Genomic DNA, 23,053 nt, shown 5'->3' with positions numbered 1-23,053 from the left:
AGCACCTGAACGCGTGCTCATTCACGCGCACGTCACACGCACGCCCATTCGCGCCCTGCCTTACGCCCCTTCGCGCCCGTTGGGCTCGTAGAACAGCGCAAATAGTTCAGACTGCGAACTAACGCCGAGCTTCGCGTAAATGTGCTTCTTGTGCGCACGCACGGTCTCGAACGAGATTTCGAGCCGCTCGGCAATCGCGCGGGTCGAGAAGCCGGAAAGACTCTGACGCACCACCTCGATCTCGCGCGCCGTGAGCGCCGTGCGGCCGCTTTGCCGTGCCACCGCTTCGAAGCGGCTCGCGTAATCCACGTCGCGCGCGCCAGGCGCGGCCTCGCTCGCCGCGGCGGCCTCCGACTGCGGCGCGCCCTCGTCCCCGTCTGCCGCTTGCGACGCTGCGAGCGGCTCATAGGGCAGCCGCTGCCGCATCAACGCCATCACCCATGGCGCAAACATCGCGAACATCGCAATGTCGCGCTCCGTGTAATGGTGCTTTGCACCGAGCGAGATAATCAGCGTGCGGCGCGCATCGAGCGGGAGATTGAACTGCACCTCGTCGCCGATGATGTTGCTCTTGAAATAGCGCTGGTAGTAGTCCGTCATGCGGAAGTTGTCGGGCGCGACTTCGGCGAGCGTGACGAGCCCCGCGCGCGGCCTTTCGCATGCGTTGATATAGAACGGATCGAGCTGGTACATCCCCTCCAGATACGCGCGGAACAAGAGATCCACGGTGCCGTCGGGCATCGGCGACTCGGCGCAGACGAGCGGCGCGCGATCGCGTATGAAGACGAGCGCGACCCAGTTGTCGAAGGCGAGGAAGCGCTCGATCACGCGCGTCAGGCGGGTCCAGAAATCGGGGCCGTCGAGGGCGTCGATCAGCGTCGCGATATGGTGATGGAATGCGCGGTCCTGCCAGTCGGGTTCCATCGTTCCTCCGGTCAGGGTAACCCTGCAGGGTAATTTCGCTTCAAAAATAACGTGGTGATAATAGCCTCTCCTGAAGCTTGCGCGGCCAATTATCCAGTCCGGCTGCCCGCGAGCCCGAAAATCGAGGCCCATGGAACCCGCATAGGGCGCCATGGGACCGGAGTACGGAGACAAGTATGCAACTCGAACTCGCGCAGATCCCTCTCGTTGACGGCGTAGTCGCGCCCAACCTCGCGCGCACGCTCGACGCCATCGGCAAGCGCCGTGCGGGCACCGACCTGATGGTGTTCCCCGAAGCCACGCTGACCGGCTTTCCCACGCGCGAGAACGTGCGCGACGTGGCCGAGACGCTCTCCGGCCCCTCGCTCAGCGCCGTGCGCGACGCCGCGCGCCAGGCCGGTGTGGCCGTGGCTGTGGGCCTTGCCGAGCGCGACGGCCAGAGTTTCTACAATACGACGGTCCTGATCGACGAGCGTGGCGAAATCGCGCTGCGCTATCGCAAGACGCACCTGTGGGCTACCGACGTGGGCGTGTTCACGCCCGGCGATCGCTTCGAGGTCTGCGAATTCAAGGGCATGACCGTTGGCCTCCTGATCTGCTACGACATCGAGTTTCCCGAGACCGCGCGTGCGCTCGGCATGCTCGGCGCCGAGATGATGGTCGTCACGAACGGCAACATGGATCCGTTCGGCCCCGTGCATCGCCGCGCCATTGTCGCGCGTGCGATGGAGAACCAGGCGTTCGCGGCGCTCGTGAACCGCACCGGCGACGGCGACGACAACCTCACGTTCCCCGGCGAATCCGCGCTGATCAGCCCGTTCGGCGACGTGCTGGCCGAGCTCAAGAGCGAAGACGCAGTCCTGCCCGTCACGGTGGACCGCGCGCTGCTTGCGCAAAGCCGCGAGCACTACAGCTATGTGCACGACGCCCGCATCGCGCTGAATCTCGCCGACGAAAACAACGCGCAAGGGCGCCGCTCGCTCAACATTCGCCCCCGCTCTACCCGCTAACCCGCTGTATCGGCGACGCAGCGCTCGCAAGGGCTGCGCTCGCAGTCATAACAACAAAAGATTGACGCTCACGAGGCGCGCGCTGCCCTGCTGCTGGGGCCGCACGCTCGCGTGCGGGCTTCGCCCGGCCACGCCGCAAGGCAGGTCTTAAAAGCCCGCGCAGACCAAACCGCAGTATTCAGGAGACAACTGCATCATGAAGCCTTCCTCAACGCCGGCCACAAGCGGCACGAACGGTTCAAGCGGCGCACGCGAACCACATCTCAAGCGCACGCTCGGCCTGCCCTCCGTGCTGCTGTTCGGCCTCGCCTACATGGCGCCGCTGATCGTCTACGGCACCTATGGCGTGCTCGCCGGCGCGAGCCAGGACACCGCCGCGCTCGCCTATCTCATCGCGCTCATCGCGATCGTGTTCACGGCGCTCAGCTACGGCAAGCTCGCACGCCTGTTCCCGGTGGCGGGCTCCGCCTACACCTACACGCGCAAGAGCTTCAACGCGCATCTGGGCTTCATGATCGGCTGGGCCACGCTGCTCGACTACTTCTTCCTGCCGATGGTGATCTGGCTGATCGGCGCGGCCTATCTGAACGCGGCCTTCCCGCATGTGCCCACGTGGATCTGGATCGTCGCGTTCATCGTGCTCACGAGCGGGCTGAACATCGTCGGCATCGAGCTCGCCGCGCGCTTCAACATCGTGCTGATGATCGTGCAGCTCGGCATTACCGCCATGTTTGTCGTGCTGTGTCTGCACTATGCCGAGGCAGCAGCGGGCCCCGGCGGCCTCCTCGCCGCGCAGCCGTTCTTCCAGCCGCACGTGCCGCTGTCGGCCACGATGGCCGGCGCCGCTATCGCCGCGTATTCGTATCTCGGCTTCGACGCTGTTTCCACGCTCACCGAAGAAACCATCGAGCCGGAAAAGAACATCCCGCGTGCCATCGTGCTGATCGCGCTGGTGGGCGGCGCGATCTTCGTGATCGCCGCGTACACGCTGCAACTCGCGCATCCGGGCGCCGTGTTCAAGGACCCCGATTCGGCCGCGTTCGAAATCGCACGCAAAGTGGGCGGCGACATCTTCGTGACGATCTTCCTCGCCGGCCTGATCCTCGCGCAGTTCGCCTCCGGCATCTCGGCGCAAGCGAGCGTGGGACGTCTGCTCTACGCGATGGGCCGCGACGAAGTGCTGCCCAAGTCGATCTTCGGCTTCATTCACCCGCGCTTTCGCACGCCCGCCATCAACATCGCGATTGCCGGCGCAGTTGGCCTGATCGCGCTGAAGCTCGACGTTGCGACGTCCACCTCGTTCATCAACTTCGGCGCGTTCCTCGCGTTCACCTCGGTGAACCTGTGCGTGATCCGCCAGTACCTCAGCCGCGCGCCCGGCACGCAAGGCTTCGGCGTGCTCGGCGGTATCGTGTTCCCGCTGCTTGGCGCGATCACCGACATCTGGCTGCTGGTCAGCCTCGAGAAGACCGCGATCGTGCTCGGCGTGATCTGGTTCGTGCTCGGCCTCGCGTATCTCGGCTGGATCACGCGCTGCTTCCGCCGCGCGCCGCCGGAAATGGCTGTGTAAGAGAAACTGCGTGTGGCGGCATCCACTCGCGCGGAGCGCGCGAGTGTGAGTCCGAGTGGCCATGCCGCTCTGCTAGCCGCCGCGTACGGTGGAATCGAATCGGGCTTTCGCTTCGCGCGAGAGCCCGATTTTTTTGTACCTGCGAATCGCGTACGCGCGCGATCCGTAATCTCCAGCCGCACAGGCGCGCCGCATGTGCCGCGCTACGGCCTGCGCGGTTGCGCGGTTGCGCCGTTGCGTGATTGCCCGATTGCGGGGTCGGGACGAAACAAGCGTTCGGTCACGCGGACCCGAACCGAACTACAATGCATGCCGTCCTCCGATTTGCAGGCACGTTCGTCGCCTCGTTAGTACGCACCATGCCCCGTTTTTCAAGAGTTGCCCCGTTCCTGCTGATTTCGCTCGCCACCGCCCTCAGTGCCTGTTCGTCGACCAAACCCGCGTTTCAAGACGACCAGTTGTTGAGCAGCGCCCCGAGCCCGTTCTCGCACGGCTTCAACTACGCCAGCACCGATGCCTGTGAGGCGTCGCGCCGCGCGTTGCTGAGTCAGGGCTACATGACGACGATGACGCACAACGACACCGTCGACGCCACCAAGAACTTCCAGCCGACGGTGGACCAGCACATCGTCGTGGAAGTGCACGTGGTCTGCACCCCCGCCGACGCGACGAACACGAGCATGGTCTACGTGAATGCCGTGCAAAACGGCTATACGCTCAAGAAGAGTGCGACGTCGGCGAGCGTGGGGCTGTCGATTCTGGGGTCGGTCTCGCTGCCGATCCATTCGAACAGCGATGAAATGGTGAAGGTCTCGAGCCAGACGATCCAGTCGGACGCTTTTTACAAGCGCTTCTTCGATCTGGTGGGGCGCTATCTGAACACGGTCGCGCGCAGCGAGCCGGTGCCGGGCAGTGGCGATATCAAGTCCACGCCATTGCCGCCGCCGCTGGAGCCGGACCCGGCGCTGATGAACCCGGTGACCCCGGGTGTTTCCGCGGCGCCTGCGGCAGCCGCTGCAGCGGCTGCGGCCACTGGGGTGGCGGTGCTGCATAACACCGTGCCGCCCACGACGCCCGTACAAGGTATGCAAGCGGCGGTACCCGCTGCTGCGGCTAGTGGCGTGCACGCAGTCTTCCCTGCGTCGCCCGCCTCGGAGGCGACGCTGCTCACGCCGGTCTTGCCGGCGCCGGCTGCATCGGCACCCGCTGCGGCGACGAGCCCGGCGTCGACGCCCGCCGCCGCGAGTGCGCCTGCCGGGGCCAATCATGCCGGGCAGCCCGGTGCGGCGGCCGTGCCGGCCTCGGGCGCTGCCGCAACGCAAGCGGCTGCACCGGGCGCGGGCGCTTCCACAACTCAAGCGGCCGCACCGGCCGCAGGCGCTGCCGCAACTCAAACGGCCGCACCAGCCTCTAGCACTGCCGCGGTCCAAGCGGCCGCGCAGCCCGCTGCGGCATCGGCTGCCGCCCCCGTCACCGTCGCGGCAGCGCCCACGAGCGCTGCGAATTCGGGGACAGCCACGTCCTCACCGGCACCCGCCGGCGGTACGCAAAACGTAGCGGCGGCCTCCACGTCGGGCGCGGCCAACGCGCCCGCCTCGAACTCCGCAACGGCCGCAGCCACGGCGCACTAAGTAAGCGCCCACTCTGTACCCACCCGCGCACATCGATCGACAGCGCCAGCACACACGGTCCGGATGCCGGCTCGGGCATCCGGCGCAAGCCCCACGAGCCAGAGCGGCGCGCCTAGCGCAAGCCCGCCATCATCGCCCCCATCCCCACCAGCAGGCCGCCCATCAGCCGGTTGACCGCGCGCAGGCGCCGGGGCCGCTGCAACACATGGCGCAGCCGGTGCGAGAACAGCGCCATCGACGCCACGCCGCCCGCGAACAGCAGCGCGAACGTCGCTGCCAGCACGAGGTACTGCCGGTTCGCGCTCCATGACGCATCCGCGCTGATGAACTGGGGAAAGAACGACGGAAAGAACAGCAGGGTCTTGGGATTGAGCCCCGAGGTGGCAAACCCGCGCCAGAACAGATCCCGCCGGGAAGTGAGCGCCTGCTCCGCGGGCTCGTCGCCGGACTCGCCCCCCAGCGTGCGGCTGCGCCATTGCTTGCAGCCGAGCCAGACGAGATAGGCCGCGCCCACCCATCGCAATACCGTGAGTGAGTGCTCACTAATGAGGAGCAACGAATTCAGGCAGAGCGCCGTGAAGACGAGCTGCAGCAAAACCGCAAGCGTGCCGCCCCAGACGCAAGGCAGCGCGCGGCGCCAGCCGGCGTGCAGCGCGTGGCTCATCGTGAGGACGTTGACGGGACCGGGGGTGTAGACGAGGACGAGCGCGGCGGCGAGAAACGACAAATACAGCTGGAGCGGCATTTCTTGGAGTTCGGGCGAAAACGTGGTGACGGGCGGTGCTTGAGGATCAAAAACCGGCAACAAAAAACCGCGCTTGAGGCGCGGTTTCAAATGCCATCTGCCCGATCGGACGTCGCTGGCTGCGTGATGAACGCGCGCAACGCCCGATGGCCGCCGCAGGGTGCAACGGAAAACCGGCTCAGACGGTCCACCGCGGCTCGTGGCTGCGGCGGCGCACCCCAGCGCGGGGAGGTGGCCGCGTGGGTCGTGCCGGGCAAGAAGGCATGTGGAAAATATACCGGGGATGAGCCTGTAAAGGCTTCCTGTTTTCGGGTAAAAGGCCCCTCATTGCGGAATCTTCTTCCGCTAAAATGGCGATTCCCTGTAGATAATTCCATTCATCATGAGCACCCGCGAACGCCCGCCCAAAACGCTCGACAACCAGGACCGCAAGATCCTGCGCGCGCTCCAGCAAAACGCCCGCCTTTCCAACGCCGAGCTGGCCGAGCAGGTGGGCATGTCGACCACGGCGTGCTGGAACCGCACGCGCCAGCTCGAAGCCGACGGCTACATCGACGGCTATGTCGCGCTCGTGAACCAGCGCAAGCTGGGTTTCGCCGATATCGTGATTCTCGAAGTCACGCTGGACCGCCACGAAGACGACGCGCTCGCGCGCTTCGGCGCGGAGCTCGCGGCACTGCCCGAGGTGCTGGAGGCGTATCTCGTCTCCGGCGAATACGATTACTGGATCAAGGTGGCCGTGGACGGCACGGCGGGATACGAGCGCTTCCTGCGCGAAAAGCTCTATCGCATTTCGAGCATCCGGCATAGCCGGTCGATGTTCGCGCTGCGCTGCATGAAGGATGTGGCGTCGATGCAGGTGTGAGCCATGTTGCCTTCCACAGCAGTTGCGCCCATCCCGATGCATCGGTCGGCTAGTGTAGGCCGCAAGCTGACAACCAGTAAGACAATCTCCTCTTGGCGGCGAAAAGGCTCATCGCGGTAGGCTACGTGCTCGCGGAGGCAAATGAACAATCGACAAGGATGGCCCGCTTAACTGTCGGTCCTGGAGGAACTGAGGTAGGCGGTCGCGGCACCTCGTAAACGTACGCCGGGTTATGACGCAAACGCGTCCGCTTTATACCGAAGTCGCCGCCAGCGGGCGTCCTGGGAGATAGACACCGAATGAAACCAACAAACGATATACCCTTGCCTGAGGGTGACTATCGCAACACTCTCGGCGACGTGGTCGCACTGCTCGAACAGGGTCGACAGGCCGCGGCACGCAGCGTCAATACGCTGATGACCGCGACGTATTGGCAGATCGGCCGTCGCATCGTTGAATCAGAGCAAGCTGGAAAGAATCGCGCGACGTATGGACACGCGCTCCTGCAGCGCCTGTCTGCCGACCTGACCAAAAGGTTCGGGCGCGGCTTCGGGGTTGATAACCTCGAACTGATGCGTCTGCTCTTCCAGAACTACCCCCCGGCAGTGATTTCCGAATCAGTGATTGGGAAATCTGTCGCGAATATGCCGGCGAAAAAATCCGAATCACCGATTCGGATTTTTTCGCTCCAGCATCTGGCCGAGGCCTTTCCGCTTTCATGGACACATTACGTCTACCTGCTGAGGCGCACGCGTTCGCCTGAAGAGCGTCGCTTTTACGAAGCCGAGGCCTTGCACGGTGGTTGGAGCGTGCGCCAGCTGGGTCGTCAGATTGACAGCCAGTTCTACACTCGCACGCTGATGTCTCAAAACAAGCGCGCGATGCTCGAAAAGGGCAGCATCGCGCAGCACGGCGACACCGTCACACCCGAAGAAGCAATCAAGGATCCGTACGTTCTCGAATTCCTCGACTTGAAAGACGAATATTCCGAGACGCAGCTCGAGGAAGCACTGATCCACCGGCTCGAAGATTTCCTGCTCGAACTCGGCAGCGACTTCGCATTTGTGGGCCGCCAGCGACGTCTGCGAATCGGTGACAGCTGGTTTCGCGTCGACCTGTTGTTTTTTCATCGGCGCTTGCGGTGCCTTGTCATCATCGATCTCAAGCTAACCGAGCTCAATCACGCGGATGTGGGCCAGATGCACATGTACTGCAACTACGCAAAGGAACAATGGACGCTTCCGGGCGAAAATCCACCGGTAGGGCTAATCCTTTGTGCTCGAACCAATACTGCGGTCGCACGATATGCCCTTGATGGCCTGCCGAATAAGGTGCTCGCGGCCGAATATCATATGGTCCTTCCAGACGAAGAATTGCTAGCCCGAGAGTTGGCCCGAACGCGCCGCGAATGGGAGGCCCGGCACACCGCCCGCCCAAACTCCCATCAGGTTCGTGATGAAGTGTGAGCACGTCGGCAGTTAGTTCGACGTCCACATCAAATTTGTCACGCAACTCACGCTTCGGGTGACCGCGCCCCACTCGCGCGCAGAATCATCTTCACGACCTCTTCAGTCGTAGCTTCGAAGCTCGCAGCGGAAAGCGCACGCTTGCCCGCGAGCGCGCGAATCTGCGCTTCGAAATCCGCGTAATGCTGCGTGGTCGCCCAGATCATGAAGAGCAGCGTCTTCGGCTCCACCGGCGCGAGCAGCCCTTCGCCGATCCAGCGCTCGATCAGTTGCACGCGCGACTCCATCCACGGCTTCACGCGCTTGAGCAGAATGTCCTGCATGTGCGTGGCGCCGCTGATGATCTCGTTCGCCCATACCTTCGAACCCAGCGGCCGGCGCCGCGAAAGCTCCATCTTCGCGCGCACGTAGCCGCCTATCGCGACGACCGGATCGTCGCTCGCATCGAAGGTATCGGCGGCGGCATTCCATTCCTCGAACAGATCGTCGAGCACGCGCCAGTAGAGCGCGAGCTTCGTAGGGAAGTAGTAATGCAGGTTCGCCTTGGGCAAGCCGGCACGCTCGGCAATCAGCGCCGTGCTCGCGCCCTCGAAGCCGCGTTCCGCAAAAACCGCTTCGGCGCACGCCAGCAGATGCGTTTCGTTCGACGCGCGGATCGACGCCTTGCGGCGCGGCTTGTGCGTTGCATCAGCGTCGTCGCGCACGCTCGCGGTCGGGCGCATTGCAAGGTTCGCGGCTGGCGTGTTCGTGTCGTCGTCGCGCATGGTGTTCGGTCCGCTCAAGGATGGAAAGGCATCGCGCACTTTGTCCGCTGCGCAACACCGGTTTCATTGTAGTCATGGCGTAAGCACAACGTGCGTATGCACAGGACCAGCCTCAGGGTAAACCTGCGCGCCGCGTGTGCGCTTTCACGCACTGCAACATCGATGGCACGCTTTTCGCTCGTAACACCGCATTGAATTCTCGATGTTTATCGGCTACAACCTGTCCAATCGGACAGGATTCGACTAGCGCAGTTCAACGGCGTGGACCCATCGGCAAGACGCATGCACCTTCGTAGCGCAATGCGCCCCAGACGATGGCACGAATGCTCAACAGGAGAGCACGCATGAACACAGTAAGCGAAGCCGCGCTGACCACCGCGATTCACGTGAATGGTCAGCGTCTCTGGGACAGCCTCATGGAGATGGCGAAGATCGGCGCGACCGCGAAAGGCGGCGTCTGCCGTCTCGCGCTCACCGACCTCGACAAGCAGGGCCGCGACCTCATCGTGAAGTGGGCGAAGGAAGCGGGCTGCACGGTGAGCGTCGATCAGATGGGCAATGTCTTCATGCGCCGCGCGGGCCGCAACAACGACCTGCCGCCGGTGATGACCGGCTCGCACGCCGATTCGCAGCCCACGGGCGGCCGCTTCGACGGCATCTACGGCGTGCTTGGCGGCCTGGAAGTGATCCGCTCGCTCAACGATCATGGCATCGAGACCGAGCACCCCATCGAAACGGTGATCTGGACCAACGAGGAAGGCTCGCGTTTCGCGCCCGCCATGGTGGCGTCGGGCGTATTCGCGGGCGTGTTCACGCTCGATTACGGTCTCTCGCGCAAGGACGTGGACGGCAAGACCATCGGCGAAGAGCTGCAGCGCATTGGCTATGCGGGCGAGCTGCCGTGCGGCGGGCGCAAGATTCATGCGGCGTTCGAACTGCACATCGAACAGGGGCCGATACTCGAGGCGGAGCACAAGACCATTGGCGTCGTGACCGACGCGCAAGGCCAGCGCTGGTACGAAGTCGTGCTCACGGGCCAGGAGGCGCACGCGGGCCCCACGCCCATGCCGCGCCGCCGCGACGCGCTGCTCGGCGCCTCGCGCGTGGTGCAGCTCGTCAACGAAATCGGCCTGCGTCACGCGCCGCTCGCGTGCGCGACGGTCGGCATGATGCAGGTGCATCCGAACTCGCGCAACGTGATTCCGGGCCGCGTGTTCTTCACCATCGACTTCCGCCATCCGGAAGACGAGGTGCTCGCCAAGATGGACGCCGAGCTGCGCGAAGGCATCGCGAAGATCGCGGAGCAAGGCAAGCTCGAAGCCCAGGTTGAGCAGATTTTCTATTACGCGCCGGTGCCGTTCGACCAGGCCTGCGTGAAGTCCGTGCGCGCGGCGGCGGAGCGCTTCGGCTATTCGAACCGCGACATCGTCTCGGGCGCGGGCCACGACGCGTGCTATCTCGCGACGGTCGCGCCCACTTCGATGGTGTTCGTGCCGTGCATCGACGGCATCAGCCATAACGAAATCGAAGACGCGACCCAGGAATGGATCGAGGCCGGCGCGAACGTGCTGCTGCACGCGATGCTCGAACGCGCGTGCGAGCCTGGATAACGCGGCTGACGCATCACGAGCTTCACGAGCACCGCGAGCGGCCATAGAGCCGCGTAGCCAACCCGCAGTTTCCCCACGTACCGGCTGCCGCACACCGCGCGCAGCCGGCGGACCCGTGTTTTGCCTCGCAAGGAGCATCCGGATGTCCCACTCGAACTCGCGTGCCACGCATGGCATCGCCGCAGGACGCCTTGGCGCAGAGGAACTCGGCTGCAATTTCGCCGATGTCTCTCCGCCCCTTTCCGCCGACGCCGCGGTGGTCGCCGCCGACCGCTGCCACTACTGCTACGACGCACCCTGCGTCGCGGCCTGCCCTACCGGCATCGATATCCCGAGCTTCATCCGCAAGATCGGCAACGGCAATCTCAAGGGCGCGGCGCGCGATATCCTGAGCGCCAATCCGCTCGGCGGCATGTGCTCGCGCGTGTGCCCCACCGAAATCCTCTGCGAAGGCGCCTGCGTGCGAAATCATCAGGATGGCGAACCGGTTCGGATCGGCGCGCTGCAGCGCCATGCCACCGACTTCCAGATGGCGCTCGAAGCTGAAGGCGCGGCGCCGCTCTTCAAGCGCACGAGCGAGACGGGGCGGCGCGTGGCCGTGGTCGGCGCCGGTCCCGCGGGGCTCGCGTGCGCGCATACGCTCGCGCTGGCCGGCCATACCGTCACGGTGTTCGATGCGCGCGAGAAGCCCGGCGGGCTCAACGAATATGGCATTGCCGCGTACAAGACCGTCGACGACTTCGCCCAGCGCGAAGTCGAGTGGCTCCTCTCCATCGGCGGCATCTCGATCGAAACAGGCAAGCAACTGGGCCGCGATATCACGCTCGAGGCGCTACGCGAGAGCTACGACGCAGTGTTCGTCGGCATCGGCCTGGGCGGCACGCAGGCGCTGCGCATCGAAGGCGAGGCGCTCGAAGGCGTGCGCGACGCCGTCGATTTCATTGCTGAACTGCGTGAGGCGCGCGACCTGGCTGCGCTGCCCGTGGGCCGCCGCGTCGTGGTGATCGGCGGCGGCAACACCGCCATCGACGCCACCGTGCAAAGCCGCAAGCTCGGCGCCGAGCACGTCACGCTCGCCTACCGGCGCGGCAGCGCGCAGATGAGCGCTACGTGGGCCGAGCAGGAGTTCGCGCGCACCCAGGGCGTGACGGTCGTCGAGTGGATGAAGCCGCTGCGGATCGTGGGCGCGGGCCGAGTCGAGGCCGTCGAATTCGAGCGCACGGCGCTCGACGCGAACGGCACGCTGCAAGGCACCGGCGAAATCGAGCGCATCGAAGCGGACATGGTGCTCAAGGCAATTGGCCAGAAGCTGCTGCCAGCAGGGCTGGAAGCGCTGCAATTGACCGATGGCGGCGTGCGCATCGCCGTGGATGCCGATGGCGCGACCTCGCTCGAAGGCGTCTGGGCAGGCGGCGATTGCGCGGGACACGGCGCCACCGATCTCACCGTGCAGGCCGTGCAGGACGGCAAGCTCGCCGCGCGCGCGATCGACCGCTACCTCGCCGCGCAGGCGGCGAAAGCGGCATGAGCCGCGCGAGCACGACGCGTACACCCGATAAAACGAACGCCCCATGCGTTGCATGGGACCGGAGCAAGCATTAAAGCTCACTCCGGATCGACAAGGAGCCGCATCATGGCCGATCTACGCTGCACGATTGCCGGTATTGAATCGCCCAACCCGTTCTGGCTCGCTTCCGCGCCGCCCACCGACAAGGCCTACAACGTGAACCGCGCCTTCGAGGCGGGCTGGGGCGGCGTGGTCTGGAAGACGCTTGGGCTCGACCCGCACGTGGTGAACGTGAGCTCGCGCTACGGCGCCACCACCTGGCGCGGCCAGCGCATCGCCGGGCTGAACAACATCGAGCTCATCACCGACCGGCCGCTCGACGTGAATCTCAAGGAGATCGCGCAAGTGAAGCGCGACTGGCCCGATCGCGCGCTGATCGTCTCGCTGATGGTGCCGTGCAACGAGCACGACTGGAAATGGATCCTGCCGCTGGTGGAAGACACCGGCGCCGACGCCGTCGAACTCAACTTCGGCTGCCCGCACGGCATGAGCGAGCGCGGCATGGGCGCGGCGGTGGGCCAGGTGCCCGAGTACATCGAGATGGTCACGCGCTGGGTGAAGGAAGGCACGCGCCTGCCCTGCCTCGTGAAGCTCACGCCCAACGTGACCGACATTCGCCATGGCGCGCGCGCCGCGCACAAGGGCGGCGCGGACGGCGTCTCGCTCATCAACACCATCAACTCGATCGTCGGCGTGGACCTCGACGCCATGGCGCCGCTCCCCACTGTGGACGGCAAGGGCACGCACGGCGGCTACTGCGGCCCCGCCGCGAAGCCGATCGCGCTGCACATGGTGGCCGAAATCGCGCGCGACCCGCAAACCGAGGGCCTGCCGATCTCGGGCATCGGCGGCATTTCCGACTGGCGCGACGCGGCCGAATTCATGGTGCTGGGCGCGGGCAGCGTGCAGGTGTGCACCGCGGCCATGCATTACGGATTCCGAATCGTCAACGACATGATCGACGGGCTCTCCAACTGGATGGACGACAAGGGCTACGCGAATCTCGACGCGATTCGCGGCCGCGCCGTGCAAAACGTCACCGACTGGCAATACTTGAATCTGAACTACGACATCAAGGCCCGCATCGACCAGGACCGCTGCATCCAGTGCGGCCTGTGCCATATCGCCTGCGAGGACACCTCGCACCAGGCCATCACGGCCACGCGCGACGGCAAGCGCCACTTCGAGGTGGTCGATGCGAATTGCGTCGGGTGCAATTTATGCATGCATGTCTGCCCGGTCGACCAATGCATCACGATGGAGCGCGTCGACTCGGGCCGTTACGCGAACTGGACCACGCATCCGAACAATCCGGCGCGCGTAGCCGATCCGAAGGCGGCCTGAACCTCACCATCCCAACCGCAACGAGCAGTCACGGAGAAACCGCACCATGAGCCAGCCAGCAGCAAGCGGTGGTGTAGACAGCGACGCGAGCGCGCGCCGCAGCGCCAGCGAGTTATACAACGACGACCTCGCGCCCACGGGCGCCGCGCAGCGCACGTGGCGCTGGTACCACTTCGGCGCGCTATGGGTGGGCATGGTGATGAACATCGCCTCCTATATGCTCGCGGCCGGGCTCACCGAGCAGGGCATGTCGCCATGGCAAGCGGTGGTCACGGTGCTGCTCGGCAACGTGATCGTGCTCGTGCCGATGCTGCTGATCGGCCATGCGGGCGCGAAATACGGCATTCCGTATGCGGTGCTCGTGCGCTCGTCGTTCGGCACCCAGGGCGCGAAGCTGCCCGCCATGCTGCGCGCCATCGTGGCGTGCGGCTGGTACGGCATTCAGTCGTGGCTTGGCGGCAGCGCGATCTACACGCTCGCCAACATCCTCACGCACAACGCTTTGGTAGGCGACGCACTGCCGTTTCTCGGCATCTCGATCGCCCAGGGCGCGTGCTTCCTGATCTTCTGGGCACTGCAACTCTATTTCATCCTGCACGGCACCGACTCGATCCGCTGGCTCGAAAGCTGGTCCGCGCCCATCAAGGTCGTGATGTGCGTGGCGCTGGTCTGGTGGGCGTGCTCGAAGGCAGGCGGCGTGGGCTCCATGCTCTCGCAGCCCTCGCAGTTCGCGGCCGGCGGCAAGAAGGCCGGGTTGTTCTGGGCCACCTTCTGGCCGAGCCTCACCGCGATGGTGGGCTTCTGGGCCACGCTCGCGCTCAACATTCCCGACTTCACGCGCTTCGCGAAGACGCAAAAAGACCAGCTCGTGGGCCAGGCGCTGGGCCTGCCGATTCCGATGGCGCTGCTCTCGGTGGTCTCGGTCGTGGTGACGTCGGCCACCGTCGTGATCTACGGCAAGGCGATCTGGGACCCCATCGATCTCACGAGCCGCATGGAAGGCATCGGCGTGGGTATCGCGCTCGTCATCCTCACGCTCGACACCATGTGCTGCAATCTCGCGGCGAACCTGGTCGGTCCCGCCTACGATTTTTCGAGCCTCTGGCCCAAGGGCATCTCGTACAAGGCCGGTGGCCTGATCACGGCCACCATCGCCGTCGTGATGATGCCGTGGAAGATTCTCGCCACCACGCAAGGCTATATCTTCACGTGGCTCGTGGGCTATTCGGCGCTGCTCGGACCGGTGGCGGGCATTCTCATGGTCGATTACTTCTTCATTCGCGGCACGCGGCTCGACACTGCGCAGCTCTTTGAGGAAAACGGCGAATACGCCTATTCGAACGGCTGGAACCTCGCCGCCGTCATCGCGCTGCTAGCGGGGGTGTTGCCAAATCTGCCGGGCTTTTTGAACGTCGCTTTCCCGAACGCCTTCCCCTCGGTGCCCGACGCGTTCAAAGGACTCTATACGTATGCGTGGTTCGTGGGACTCGCGATCGCGGCCGTCGTCTATGGCGTGCTGATGAAGCTCAGCAAGAGCCGCAGGCCGAGCATCGCGAGCGCATGAGCACGCGCCCATCCGGACAGACAACCGAAGGAGACATTGCATCATGGCGATCCTGATTCGAGGCGGCACCGTCGTCGACGCGGACAAGAGCTATCGCGCAGACGTGCTCTGCGAGAACGGCACGATAGCGGCGATTGGCGAGAACCTTGACGCGCCCGCCGGCGCGACCGTGGTGGACGCGGGCGGCCAATACGTAATGCCGGGCGGCATCGACCCGCACACGCACATGGAACTGCCCTTCATGGGCACGACGGCAAGCGACGACTTCTTCAGCGGCACGGCTGCAGGTCTGGCGGGCGGCACGACGTCGATCATCGACTTCGTGATTCCGAGCCCGAAGCAGCCACTCATGGACGCGTTCCGCGAATGGCGCGGCTGGGCCGAGAAAGCCGCCGCCGATTACGGCTTTCACGTGGCCGTGACGTGGTGGGACGAGAGCGTGCACCGCGACATGGGGCTGCTCGTGCAGGACCACGGCGTGTCGAGCTTCAAGCACTTCATGGCGTACAAGAACGCCATCATGGCCGACGACGAGGTCCTCGTGAACAGCTTCGCGCGCTCGCTCGAGTTGGGCGCGCTGCCCACCGTGCACGCCGAAAACGGCGAGCTCGTGTTTCAGCTGCAGCGGCAGTTGCTCGCGCGCGGCTTCACCGGGCCGGAGGCGCATCCGCTCTCGCGTCCGCCCGAGGTGGAAGGCGAGGCCGCGAACCGCGCGATCCGCATCGCGCAGGTGCTGGGTGTGCCCGTGTATATCGTGCACGTCTCCGCGAAAGAGGCGCTCGAAGCCATCACGCGGGCGCGCGCCGAAGGCCAGCGTGTGTTCGGCGAAGTGCTCGCGGGCCATCTCGTGATCGACGAGGCCGTGTACCGCGACCCCGACTGGACGCGCGCGGCCGCGCACGTGATGAGCCCGCCGTTCCGCACCAAGGAGCATCGCGACGCGCTCTGGCGCGGTCTGCAAGGCGGCCTGCTGCACACTACGGCAACCGATCACTGCGTGTTCTGCGCCTCGCAGAAAGCGATGGGGCGCAATGATTTCACACGGATTCCTAACGGATGCGGCGGCGTGGAAGACCGCATGGCCGTGCTATGGGATCAGGGCGTGAACACGGGGCGGCTCACGCCTAACGAGTTCGTGCGCGTGACGTCCACGAACGCGGCGCAGATCTTCAACCTCTATCCGCGCAAGGGCGCGGTGGCCGTGGGCTCGGACGCAGATCTCGTGGTTTGGGATCCGCAGGGCACGCGCACGATCTCGGTGAAGACGCATCATCAGAACGTGGACTTCAACGTGTTCGAAGGCATGACGGTGCGCGGCGTGCCCACGCATACGGTCTCGCAGGGGGAACTCGTGTGGGCGGACGGCGACCTGCGCGCGCGGCGCGGCGCGGGGCGCTATCTGAAGCGGCCCGCGAATCCGGGCTATTTGCAGGCCTCGCGGCTCGCGAAGCAGTTGAAGGAGACGCAGCCCGTGCATCGCGAGGGGGATCAGCCCGCCTGAGCGCCCCATCGCGACAGCACGTCAATACTGCACCACGATTGTCACGCGCCGGTTGAGCGCGCGGCTTGCGGGGTCGGTGCCGGCAACGAGCGGGAAGTTGTCGGCCCGGCCTATCGCGGCAAGCCGATGCGGCTCGACGCCCCGCTCGACCAGATAGCGCACGACAGCCCCTGCACGCGCCGAAGAAAGCTCCCAGTTCGACGCGTAGCGCGCGTTCGAGATCGGCGTGCTGTCGGTGTGCCCTTCGACAAGGATGTTGCCGTTGGGCACCTGCGCCAGCACGCGCGCGATGCGGCTCAGCACGCCGAACGAATCGGGCAGCAGCGCCGCGTCGCCGGCGTTGAAGAGAATCTTCGCGTTGATGCCGATTTCCACGCCGTGGGCCACCGGCACGATCGTGATCTCGCCGCGCTCGCGCAGCGGGTCGAGCGACGCGAGCAACGCCCTTGCGGCCGCCTGCGGCCTCGCGGCCGGCGCGGAGGCAGCCTGCGCTTGCGCCGCCAGCGACTGCGTGCGGATCGCCTGTTCGCTGTGCTTCGCGAGCTGCATTGCGTAGAGCGCAAGGAACAGCACCATCATCGTGGTGATGAGATCCGCGTAGGAGAGCAGCCAGCGGCCGGACTGCTCGCCGCCTTCGTCCTCTTCACGGTCGAAGGCGCTGACGAGCATGTCATGCGCCGGCCGGCTTTCGGATGAGATCTTCATGGGTGAAAGCGCGCTGCGTTCTCAGTTGACGGGCGCGTTTGCGGGCGCGCCCTGCCGCGACCACGCGTTCGCCTCGCCGGGTACGCCGGCACCGCGTCCCCCCACTTCCGCTGCGAGCCGCGTCGCGATCGTATGCGGTGTTTCCTTGCGCGAAATGGCGAGCAAGCCGTCCAGATAGAGCTTGCGCAGCCGCAGTTCGCTTTCGATGTGCGTGCGCATCTTCCCGTAAAGCGGCAAGAACACGAGATTGGCCAGCGCGAGCCCGTAAAGCGTGGCGACGAACGCCACCGCGATGCCCTGCCCCAGTTGCGAAGGCTCGACCAGATGCGAGGTCACCTGGATGAGCCCCAGCACCGAGCCCAGAATGCCGAACGTCGGCGCATAGCCGCCCGCCTGCTGCCAGACGCGCGCGCCCGCCAGATGCGTGCGTCCATACGCTTCCAGTTCGCGATTGAGCGCGTCTTCGAGCACGGCGGTCGAGACCCCGCTTGCCAGCAATTCGAGCCCGCGCCGCGCAAACGGATGAATGCCGCGCCAGTCCATCGACTCGAACGCGAGCAGGCCGTTGAGCTTGGCCTGGTCGCCCCATTCCAGCACGGCGGCGAGACTCGTTTCATCCACCTGCTGCGCGCGCACGAACACCGTGCGCAGGCGCAGGATCGCGTCGAAGAAGCGCGCCCACGGGTTCTGGATCATCACCGCGGCCAGCGTGCCGCCCAGCACGACCAGCAGCGCCTCGGGCTGCAGCAGCGAGGTGAACTGCCCGCCTTCGAGCGCAAAGCCAATCGCGACGGCCGCCCCACCCAGCAGGACTCCGAATAAAGTCGACAGATCCATACGCCCCCCTTACTGCGCGCCCTTCGCCTTGATCTCGCGCACCGCACCGACAAGACGCTGCTCGATCGCCTCGATCTCCACCGGATCGGCTTTGATTTCGCGCCGCATGAGCCACGAGACTTCGTTCTTGCGCGTCTCCGACATCACCGAGAGCAGGCGCTCGGAAACCGCCTTGTCTTCGAGCGTGGCGAGCAGCTTGGCGAGGTCGTAGCTATCGAGCGAGTTAACGGCTTCGAACAGCGTGCGCTGATCGACGAACAGCAGGTCGTCGAGCGCGTTGAGCTCGCCCGAGCCGCGCTTCGCACGTTGCGTGAAATACGACACGCCCTTCTGCTCGACGAAATTGAGCACCTTCGACTTTCTGAACGCGAACAGCTCCTCGGCGATCTCGTCGTGCGAGAGCTTGTTGAGCAGCAGCTTGCGCTCGACACCGATCAGCGCTTCGAGGTCGGCGAGTTCGATCAGCTCGAGTTCGCTGTTGATCGAGACGTCGAGGTCGTGGTCGGCCACCAGCGAGGCACGCTCCACGATACGAACGGGATCGAACGTGACGACCTGGCGGCCCAGCGCGCCTTCGCCAGCATTCCCGCTGGCCAGACTCGAGGCCCCCTGACCCGCCTCGATCACGACGAGATTGAGCTTTTCCATGCGGCGCAGCATCGCCATCACGTGCGGGCGCGAATGCCCCGCCACGGCACGGCACTTCTGCACGACTTCGGCCAGCGCCACGCTCACCTCGCCCGCTGCCGCACCCCCGCGTGGCCAGCCGCCTTTCGCCTCGCCGCGCTCGGCACGCTCGGCGCCCGCAAGCAGCGAGAGCACGTGGGCATACGAGAGAATGCCCGGCAGGAAGTCGGCGTGCGTGTAGGTGGCGAGCAGATCGTCCTTGGCCTTCGTGCGGCGGATCATCGTGCGCAAGACGTGGCGCAGGAGCGGCGAGACGCGTTCGAGCTCGTCTTCGATGATGCTCGCGGGCACGACGGTCAACTGGCAAAACGTCAGCGCCTTGGCGGTGCTCGGGCGCGGCTCGGTGCCCAGCAGTGCGCTTTCGCCGAAGAATTCGCCTCGGCCGAGCGTGGCGGTCACGACCCGCTTTTCGTCGCAACGCGTGGAGATTTCGACTTTGCCTTCGGCGATGACGAAGAGCACGCGCTCACCCGCGAAGCCCTCCGAATAGATCACTTCGCCCGGCGCGGCGGTGCGCGACCATGTTTGACTGCGATTCAAGGTAATACCCCGTAGCGGATGTCTTTCTTTTCGATCCCGTAAGCTGGCCGGTCTGCGTCGGCGTAGTCGAACGGGGTCTCTCGTCAGTGCCGTTTACGGCTTTCGAGCGGGGGTTCTTGAATCGGTTTGCAAGGCGGCTCGCAGGGGTTGCGGCCCGGTCGATGGCAAACTCATGCGGCAAACGTTGCGCGCGATGGGTTTGCTGGCGAAATCGGCAGGCGCAAACGATTGCGCCTGCAAAAGCGCGATCATGCGAAATGGTGGCGGGGCACGCGATGCGCCCGGCCATGTTTGAGTTGCTTAATGCTTTCGTCGATAAAGCGCGTGCTCAGGCTGCAAGCTTTCCGACAGCTCCGTTCGCGGGCGGCGCGACCACGCCGGCACGCGCGAAACGGATCGCCTCCATCAGTGCTTCATGGTCGCCCACGTGATTCGCGAGCAGCAGGATCAATTGCGCATTGGCCGACTGACTCTGCGCCTCGTCGAGATCGCGATGCATGTCGATGAGCGCCTCGTAGAAGTCGTCAGGACGCGTGAGGTTGAGTTGAGTGTTGAGCATCGTTGTCTCCATCCAAGGCTGAATTCTTGTCATCTGCGCAATGAAATCGAAAGGTGGCCGCATCTCGCGTGCGCCCGCCTTTCGCATCACCGCATCAAGCCGTACCGGCCACGCACAGCGCCCGCTTGAGCGCGCGCTCGACACGCGGCGCATCGGCGCGACGCCAGCGTGCGCACACGTGCTGATCCGGCCGGATCAAGTAGAACGCGCCGTCCTGCGCGCCGTAGCGTTGCGCGGCCAGCCCCTCGGTATCGCGCACGACCGCCGCCCCCGGCGGCAAGCCCTCAGGCGCAGCGCCCTCGCCATCGAGCACCGCCACGAAATGCATCGGCACCGGGCCTCGCGCAAGCGCATCGAGCGCCGCGCGTGTATCGCTTTCGAGCGCCGCGCCCGCGCGGCAGAACAGCAGCCCCGCGAAACGCCCGCCGAGCTGCGCGAGCAGCCACTGCGGCACACCCTGCGCATCGCTCACCGGCGCATCGGCGCACGACGCGCCCGGCACCATCTGGCCCGCGAACGTTTCTTCATCGGCCGTATTGAGCGTCGATTCGTGCAGCACCGCAGGCACCGAAAGCCGCCCGCTGTTCACCAACTGCCGTGCGAACGCATGCTCGCGCGCGAGTGTCAGCACGGCGTCGCGGAACACGCGGCTCACCGCGCTCTTGGGCGTGATGAAGTCGGTCGAGCGCGTGGAGTTGCGAATGTTTTCGTCGGCGGCGTATTCGCGCTCGCTCGCATAGGTGTCGAGCAATGCGTCGGAGGCGCGCTGCTCCAGCACCATCGCGAGCTTCCAGGCGAGGTTCTCGCCGTCCTGGAAGCCGCTATTCGCGCCGCGTGCGCCGAACGGCGAAACGAGGTGCGCCGAGTCGCCCGCGAACAGCACGTTGCCGTGGCGGAAGCTATCCATGCGCAGACACGAAAACGTGTAGATGCTGACCCACTCCAGCTCGAACTTCACGTCGGGGCCGAGCAGCGCGCGCACGCGCGGGATCACGCGCTCGGGCGTCTTTTCGAGCACCGGGTCGGCGTCCCAGCCCAGTTGGAAGTCGATGCGCCAGACGTTGTCGGGCTGGCGATGCAGCAGCACCGACTGGTTCGGATGGAACGGCGGATCGAACCAGAACCAGCGCTCGGTGGGGAAGTCGGCTTCCATCTTCACGTCGGCGATCAGGAAGCGGTCCTTGAACGTGCGGCCGTGGCTGTCGAGGCCCATGAGCTTGCGCACCGGGCTGCGCGAGCCATCCGCCGCCACCACGTAGCGCGCGAGCAGTTCGTACGGACCGTCGGGCGTCTCGATCTCGAGCGCCACGTGCGCTTCATCTGCTTCGCCCGCGCCTGGCGTGCCGCGCTGCGCGATGCCCGTCACCTTGTTCTTCCACCGGATCTCGAGGTTGGGCAGTGCCTGCGCGCGTTCGAGCAGAAAGCCCTCCACGTAGTACTGCTGCAGATTGACGAACGCCGGCCGGTGATGGCCGCTTTCCGGCAGCAGGTTGAAGGTGTAGACCAGTTCGTCCTTGCGGTACACCTTGCCCACGTTCCAGCTCACGCCTTTCTCGACCATGCGCTCGCCGCAGCCGAGCCGGTCGAAGATATCGAGCGAGCGCTTCGAAAAGCAGATCGCGCGCGAACCCGTGGAAAGCGTGCAGTCGTCGTCCACGAGCACCACGGGCAGGCCGTGCTGCGCGAGGTCGATCGCCGTGGCGAGGCCCACCGGCCCTGCGCCCACCACCACTACCGGATGCACGCACGCGGCGGCATCGGGGCTTTGCTCGCTACAACGCGTGTATTCGAAGGTCAGCGTCTGATAGTCGATCATCCTTTTGTCTCCCGTCGACCAGAGTTAGTGCTTTAGCACTTACTCTGGTCCCGTGCCGCCGTCGATCGCAGTTAGCGCTTCAGCTGTCGGCCAGAGTTCGCGCTTTAGCGCGCTACTCTGGTCCCATGCAAAGCTCTTACTGCGATCCCGGGCAAGGCATCATTTTCCCAACCACTCACGTGCTTCAGCGCAATCTCAATCCTGCAGCGCGTCCCACATATCCTTGTCGCGCTGCGCGGTCCAGATGCGCGGATGCGTGATGCCGCTCGCCTCGTCATAGGCGCGCGACACATCGAACGGCAGGCAATGCTCGTAGATGAAGACATGGCCGAACTTCGGGTCCATCGCTTCGCGCGTGAGCGCCATCGCGTCCTTGAGGTCCAGCTTCTGCTCGACCGCCTTGCGGCCCTGCGCGAGCAGCGTCGTCACGAAGTCCTTCGTATAGTCGAGGCCCTTGTTCACTTCGTCGGGCGTGACGAGCGCTGGGCCGCGGCCCGGCACGAGCTTTTCCGCACCCAGCGAGCGCAGCGCTTCGAGCGTGGCGGGCCATTGCTCGAGCTGGGCGTCGCCGCAATAGCAGGCCGCGTCGTATTCCACGAGGTCGCCCGAGAACAGCACCTTCTGCTGCGGCAGCCACACCACGGTGTCGCCCTTCGTGTGACCCGAGCCCAGGTGCGCGATCTTCACTTCGAGCTTGCCGAGGAACAGCGTGATTTCCTTCTCGAACACGAGCGTGGGCCACGTAAGGCCCGGCACCGTCTCCACGCCCGCGAACAGACGCGGGAAGCGCTCGATCTCCGACTTCATGTCGGCTTCGCCGCGCTCGACGATCATTTCGTACGTGCCGCGGCTCGCGATGATCTGCTGCGCGCCTTCCTTGAAATACGCCGAGGCGCCCAGCACGCGCACTGCGTGATAGTGCGAGAGCACGACGTATTTGATGGGCTTGTCGGTGACGCTGCGGATCTTCGCGATGAGATCCTGCGCCATGGCGGGCGTGGCGGTGGTGTCGACGATCAGCACGCCGTCGTCGCCGATGATGACGCCCGAGTTCGGATCGCCTTCCGTGGTGTACGCGTAGGCGTTTTCCGAGAGCTGCGTGAAGGTGACCTGTTTCTCTTCGAGATCGGCCTGCGATGCGAACGCCTTTGCCATCTGAGTCTCCGTATCGGTTGGGGAGCAAATAACGGAGCGAGGCGTGGCGCATGCGCCAGCAGGTGCCGGGAAGCGCGCACGGCGCCCGCCGGTGTGTCTCGCCCCGTCTGGATGTGAATGAGCCGCTGTTTTGTCGGGGTGAGGCCATGATCGCCCGCCCGTTTTTATTTGTCAATAGCGAATACACTAGCCA

General features: G+C 65.2%; 19 protein-coding genes. 10 read left to right on the top strand and 9 right to left on the bottom strand.

The window, feature by feature from the left end; all coding sequences use genetic code 11:
* Window positions 1-60: 60 nt before the first annotated feature.
* Window positions 61-924 carry a helix-turn-helix transcriptional regulator gene (locus E1956_RS25355; protein WP_134753984.1) on the bottom strand — a complete coding sequence of 288 codons (864 nt, stop codon included), beginning with the start codon at window positions 922-924 and terminating at the stop codon, window positions 61-63.
* A gap of 176 nt (window positions 925-1,100) precedes the next feature.
* Between E1956_RS25355 and E1956_RS25350 the strand changes: the two genes are divergently transcribed.
* From E1956_RS25350 to E1956_RS25340, 3 genes are all read left to right on the top strand, one after another.
* Window positions 1,101-1,934: a carbon-nitrogen hydrolase family protein gene (locus E1956_RS25350; RefSeq protein ID WP_134753982.1), complete on the top strand. Its 834-nt coding sequence runs from the start codon at window positions 1,101-1,103 to the stop codon at window positions 1,932-1,934.
* A gap of 196 nt (window positions 1,935-2,130) precedes the next feature.
* On the top strand, window positions 2,131-3,504 hold the full coding sequence (locus E1956_RS25345) for an APC family permease (protein ID WP_134753980.1): 1,374 nt from the start codon (window positions 2,131-2,133) through the stop codon (window positions 3,502-3,504).
* 461 nt (window positions 3,505-3,965) lie between these two features.
* On the top strand, window positions 3,966-5,135 hold the full coding sequence (locus E1956_RS25340) for a DUF2242 domain-containing protein (RefSeq protein ID WP_232071610.1): 1,170 nt from the start codon (window positions 3,966-3,968) through the stop codon (window positions 5,133-5,135).
* Between the two features lie 112 nt (window positions 5,136-5,247).
* On the opposite strand, the gene E1956_RS25335 is transcribed toward E1956_RS25340, so the two are convergent.
* Window positions 5,248-5,880, bottom strand: a complete 633-nt coding sequence (locus E1956_RS25335; RefSeq protein WP_134753978.1) for a LysE family translocator — start codon at window positions 5,878-5,880, stop codon at window positions 5,248-5,250.
* Between the two features lie 382 nt (window positions 5,881-6,262).
* Between E1956_RS25335 and E1956_RS25330 the strand changes: the two genes are divergently transcribed.
* Both E1956_RS25330 and E1956_RS25325 read left to right on the top strand, forming a co-directional pair.
* Complete coding sequence (locus E1956_RS25330) at window positions 6,263-6,745, top strand: Lrp/AsnC family transcriptional regulator (protein WP_134753976.1); 483 nt, start codon at window positions 6,263-6,265, stop codon at window positions 6,743-6,745.
* A 299-nt stretch (window positions 6,746-7,044) separates the two neighbouring features.
* Window positions 7,045-8,211, top strand: coding sequence for a PDDEXK nuclease domain-containing protein (locus E1956_RS25325; protein WP_134753974.1), 1,167 nt, complete (start codon window positions 7,045-7,047; stop codon window positions 8,209-8,211).
* A gap of 47 nt (window positions 8,212-8,258) precedes the next feature.
* Here the strand turns inward: E1956_RS25325 and E1956_RS25320 are convergent, their stop codons facing one another.
* On the bottom strand, window positions 8,259-8,975 hold the full coding sequence (locus tag E1956_RS25320; protein WP_134753972.1) for a TetR/AcrR family transcriptional regulator: 717 nt from the start codon (window positions 8,973-8,975) through the stop codon (window positions 8,259-8,261).
* A 344-nt stretch (window positions 8,976-9,319) separates the two neighbouring features.
* Between E1956_RS25320 and E1956_RS25315 the strand changes: the two genes are divergently transcribed.
* The 5 genes from E1956_RS25315 to hydA all read left to right on the top strand — a co-directional run bounded on the left by E1956_RS25315 (window position 9,320) and on the right by hydA (window position 16,561).
* The gene (locus E1956_RS25315) at window positions 9,320-10,585 is read left to right on the top strand and encodes a Zn-dependent hydrolase (protein ID WP_134753970.1); all 1,266 of its coding nucleotides are present in this window, start codon (window positions 9,320-9,322) and stop codon (window positions 10,583-10,585) included.
* Between the two features lie 142 nt (window positions 10,586-10,727).
* Window positions 10,728-12,113, top strand: coding sequence for an NAD(P)-dependent oxidoreductase (locus tag E1956_RS25310; protein WP_134753968.1), 1,386 nt, complete (start codon window positions 10,728-10,730; stop codon window positions 12,111-12,113).
* Window positions 12,114-12,218: 105 nt separating this feature from the next.
* Entirely contained in the window at window positions 12,219-13,496 is a 1,278-nt protein-coding gene (gene preA, locus E1956_RS25305; protein WP_134753966.1) for an NAD-dependent dihydropyrimidine dehydrogenase subunit PreA, read from the top strand.
* Window positions 13,497-13,542: 46 nt separating this feature from the next.
* Entirely contained in the window at window positions 13,543-15,060 is a 1,518-nt protein-coding gene (locus tag E1956_RS25300; RefSeq protein WP_134753964.1) for an NCS1 family nucleobase:cation symporter-1, read from the top strand.
* Between the two features lie 43 nt (window positions 15,061-15,103).
* Window positions 15,104-16,561 (top strand): dihydropyrimidinase, encoded by a 1,458-nt coding sequence (gene hydA, locus E1956_RS25295; RefSeq protein WP_134753962.1) that lies wholly within the window; start codon window positions 15,104-15,106, stop codon window positions 16,559-16,561.
* A gap of 21 nt (window positions 16,562-16,582) precedes the next feature.
* On the opposite strand, the gene E1956_RS25290 is transcribed toward hydA, so the two are convergent.
* The 6 genes from E1956_RS25290 to E1956_RS25265 form a co-directional block, all read right to left on the bottom strand.
* Window positions 16,583-17,266, bottom strand: coding sequence for an OmpA/MotB family protein (locus E1956_RS25290; RefSeq protein ID WP_134753960.1), 684 nt, complete (start codon window positions 17,264-17,266; stop codon window positions 16,583-16,585).
* 21 nt (window positions 17,267-17,287) lie between these two features.
* Window positions 17,288-18,103 carry a flagellar motor protein gene (locus E1956_RS25285; protein WP_134753958.1) on the bottom strand — a complete coding sequence of 272 codons (816 nt, stop codon included), beginning with the start codon at window positions 18,101-18,103 and terminating at the stop codon, window positions 17,288-17,290.
* A gap of 9 nt (window positions 18,104-18,112) precedes the next feature.
* Entirely contained in the window at window positions 18,113-19,330 is a 1,218-nt protein-coding gene (locus tag E1956_RS25280; protein ID WP_134753956.1) for a cyclic nucleotide-binding domain-containing protein, read from the bottom strand.
* Window positions 19,331-19,658: 328 nt separating this feature from the next.
* Window positions 19,659-19,889, bottom strand: coding sequence for a DUF2783 domain-containing protein (locus tag E1956_RS25275; RefSeq protein ID WP_134753954.1), 231 nt, complete (start codon window positions 19,887-19,889; stop codon window positions 19,659-19,661).
* Window positions 19,890-19,983: 94 nt separating this feature from the next.
* Window positions 19,984-21,705 (bottom strand): FAD-dependent oxidoreductase, encoded by a 1,722-nt coding sequence (locus E1956_RS25270; RefSeq protein WP_134753952.1) that lies wholly within the window; start codon window positions 21,703-21,705, stop codon window positions 19,984-19,986.
* Window positions 21,706-21,900: 195 nt separating this feature from the next.
* The gene (locus tag E1956_RS25265; protein ID WP_134753950.1) at window positions 21,901-22,860 is read right to left on the bottom strand and encodes an MBL fold metallo-hydrolase; all 960 of its coding nucleotides are present in this window, start codon (window positions 22,858-22,860) and stop codon (window positions 21,901-21,903) included.
* Window positions 22,861-23,053 lie beyond the last annotated feature (193 nt).

Source organism: Paraburkholderia pallida, from assembly GCF_004524855.1.
In the GTDB taxonomy this organism is placed as follows: Bacteria; Pseudomonadota; Gammaproteobacteria; order Burkholderiales; family Burkholderiaceae; genus Paraburkholderia; species Paraburkholderia oxyphila.
Note: the sequence above shows the minus strand (reverse complement) of the source record. Positions and strands in the feature narration are given on the sequence as shown.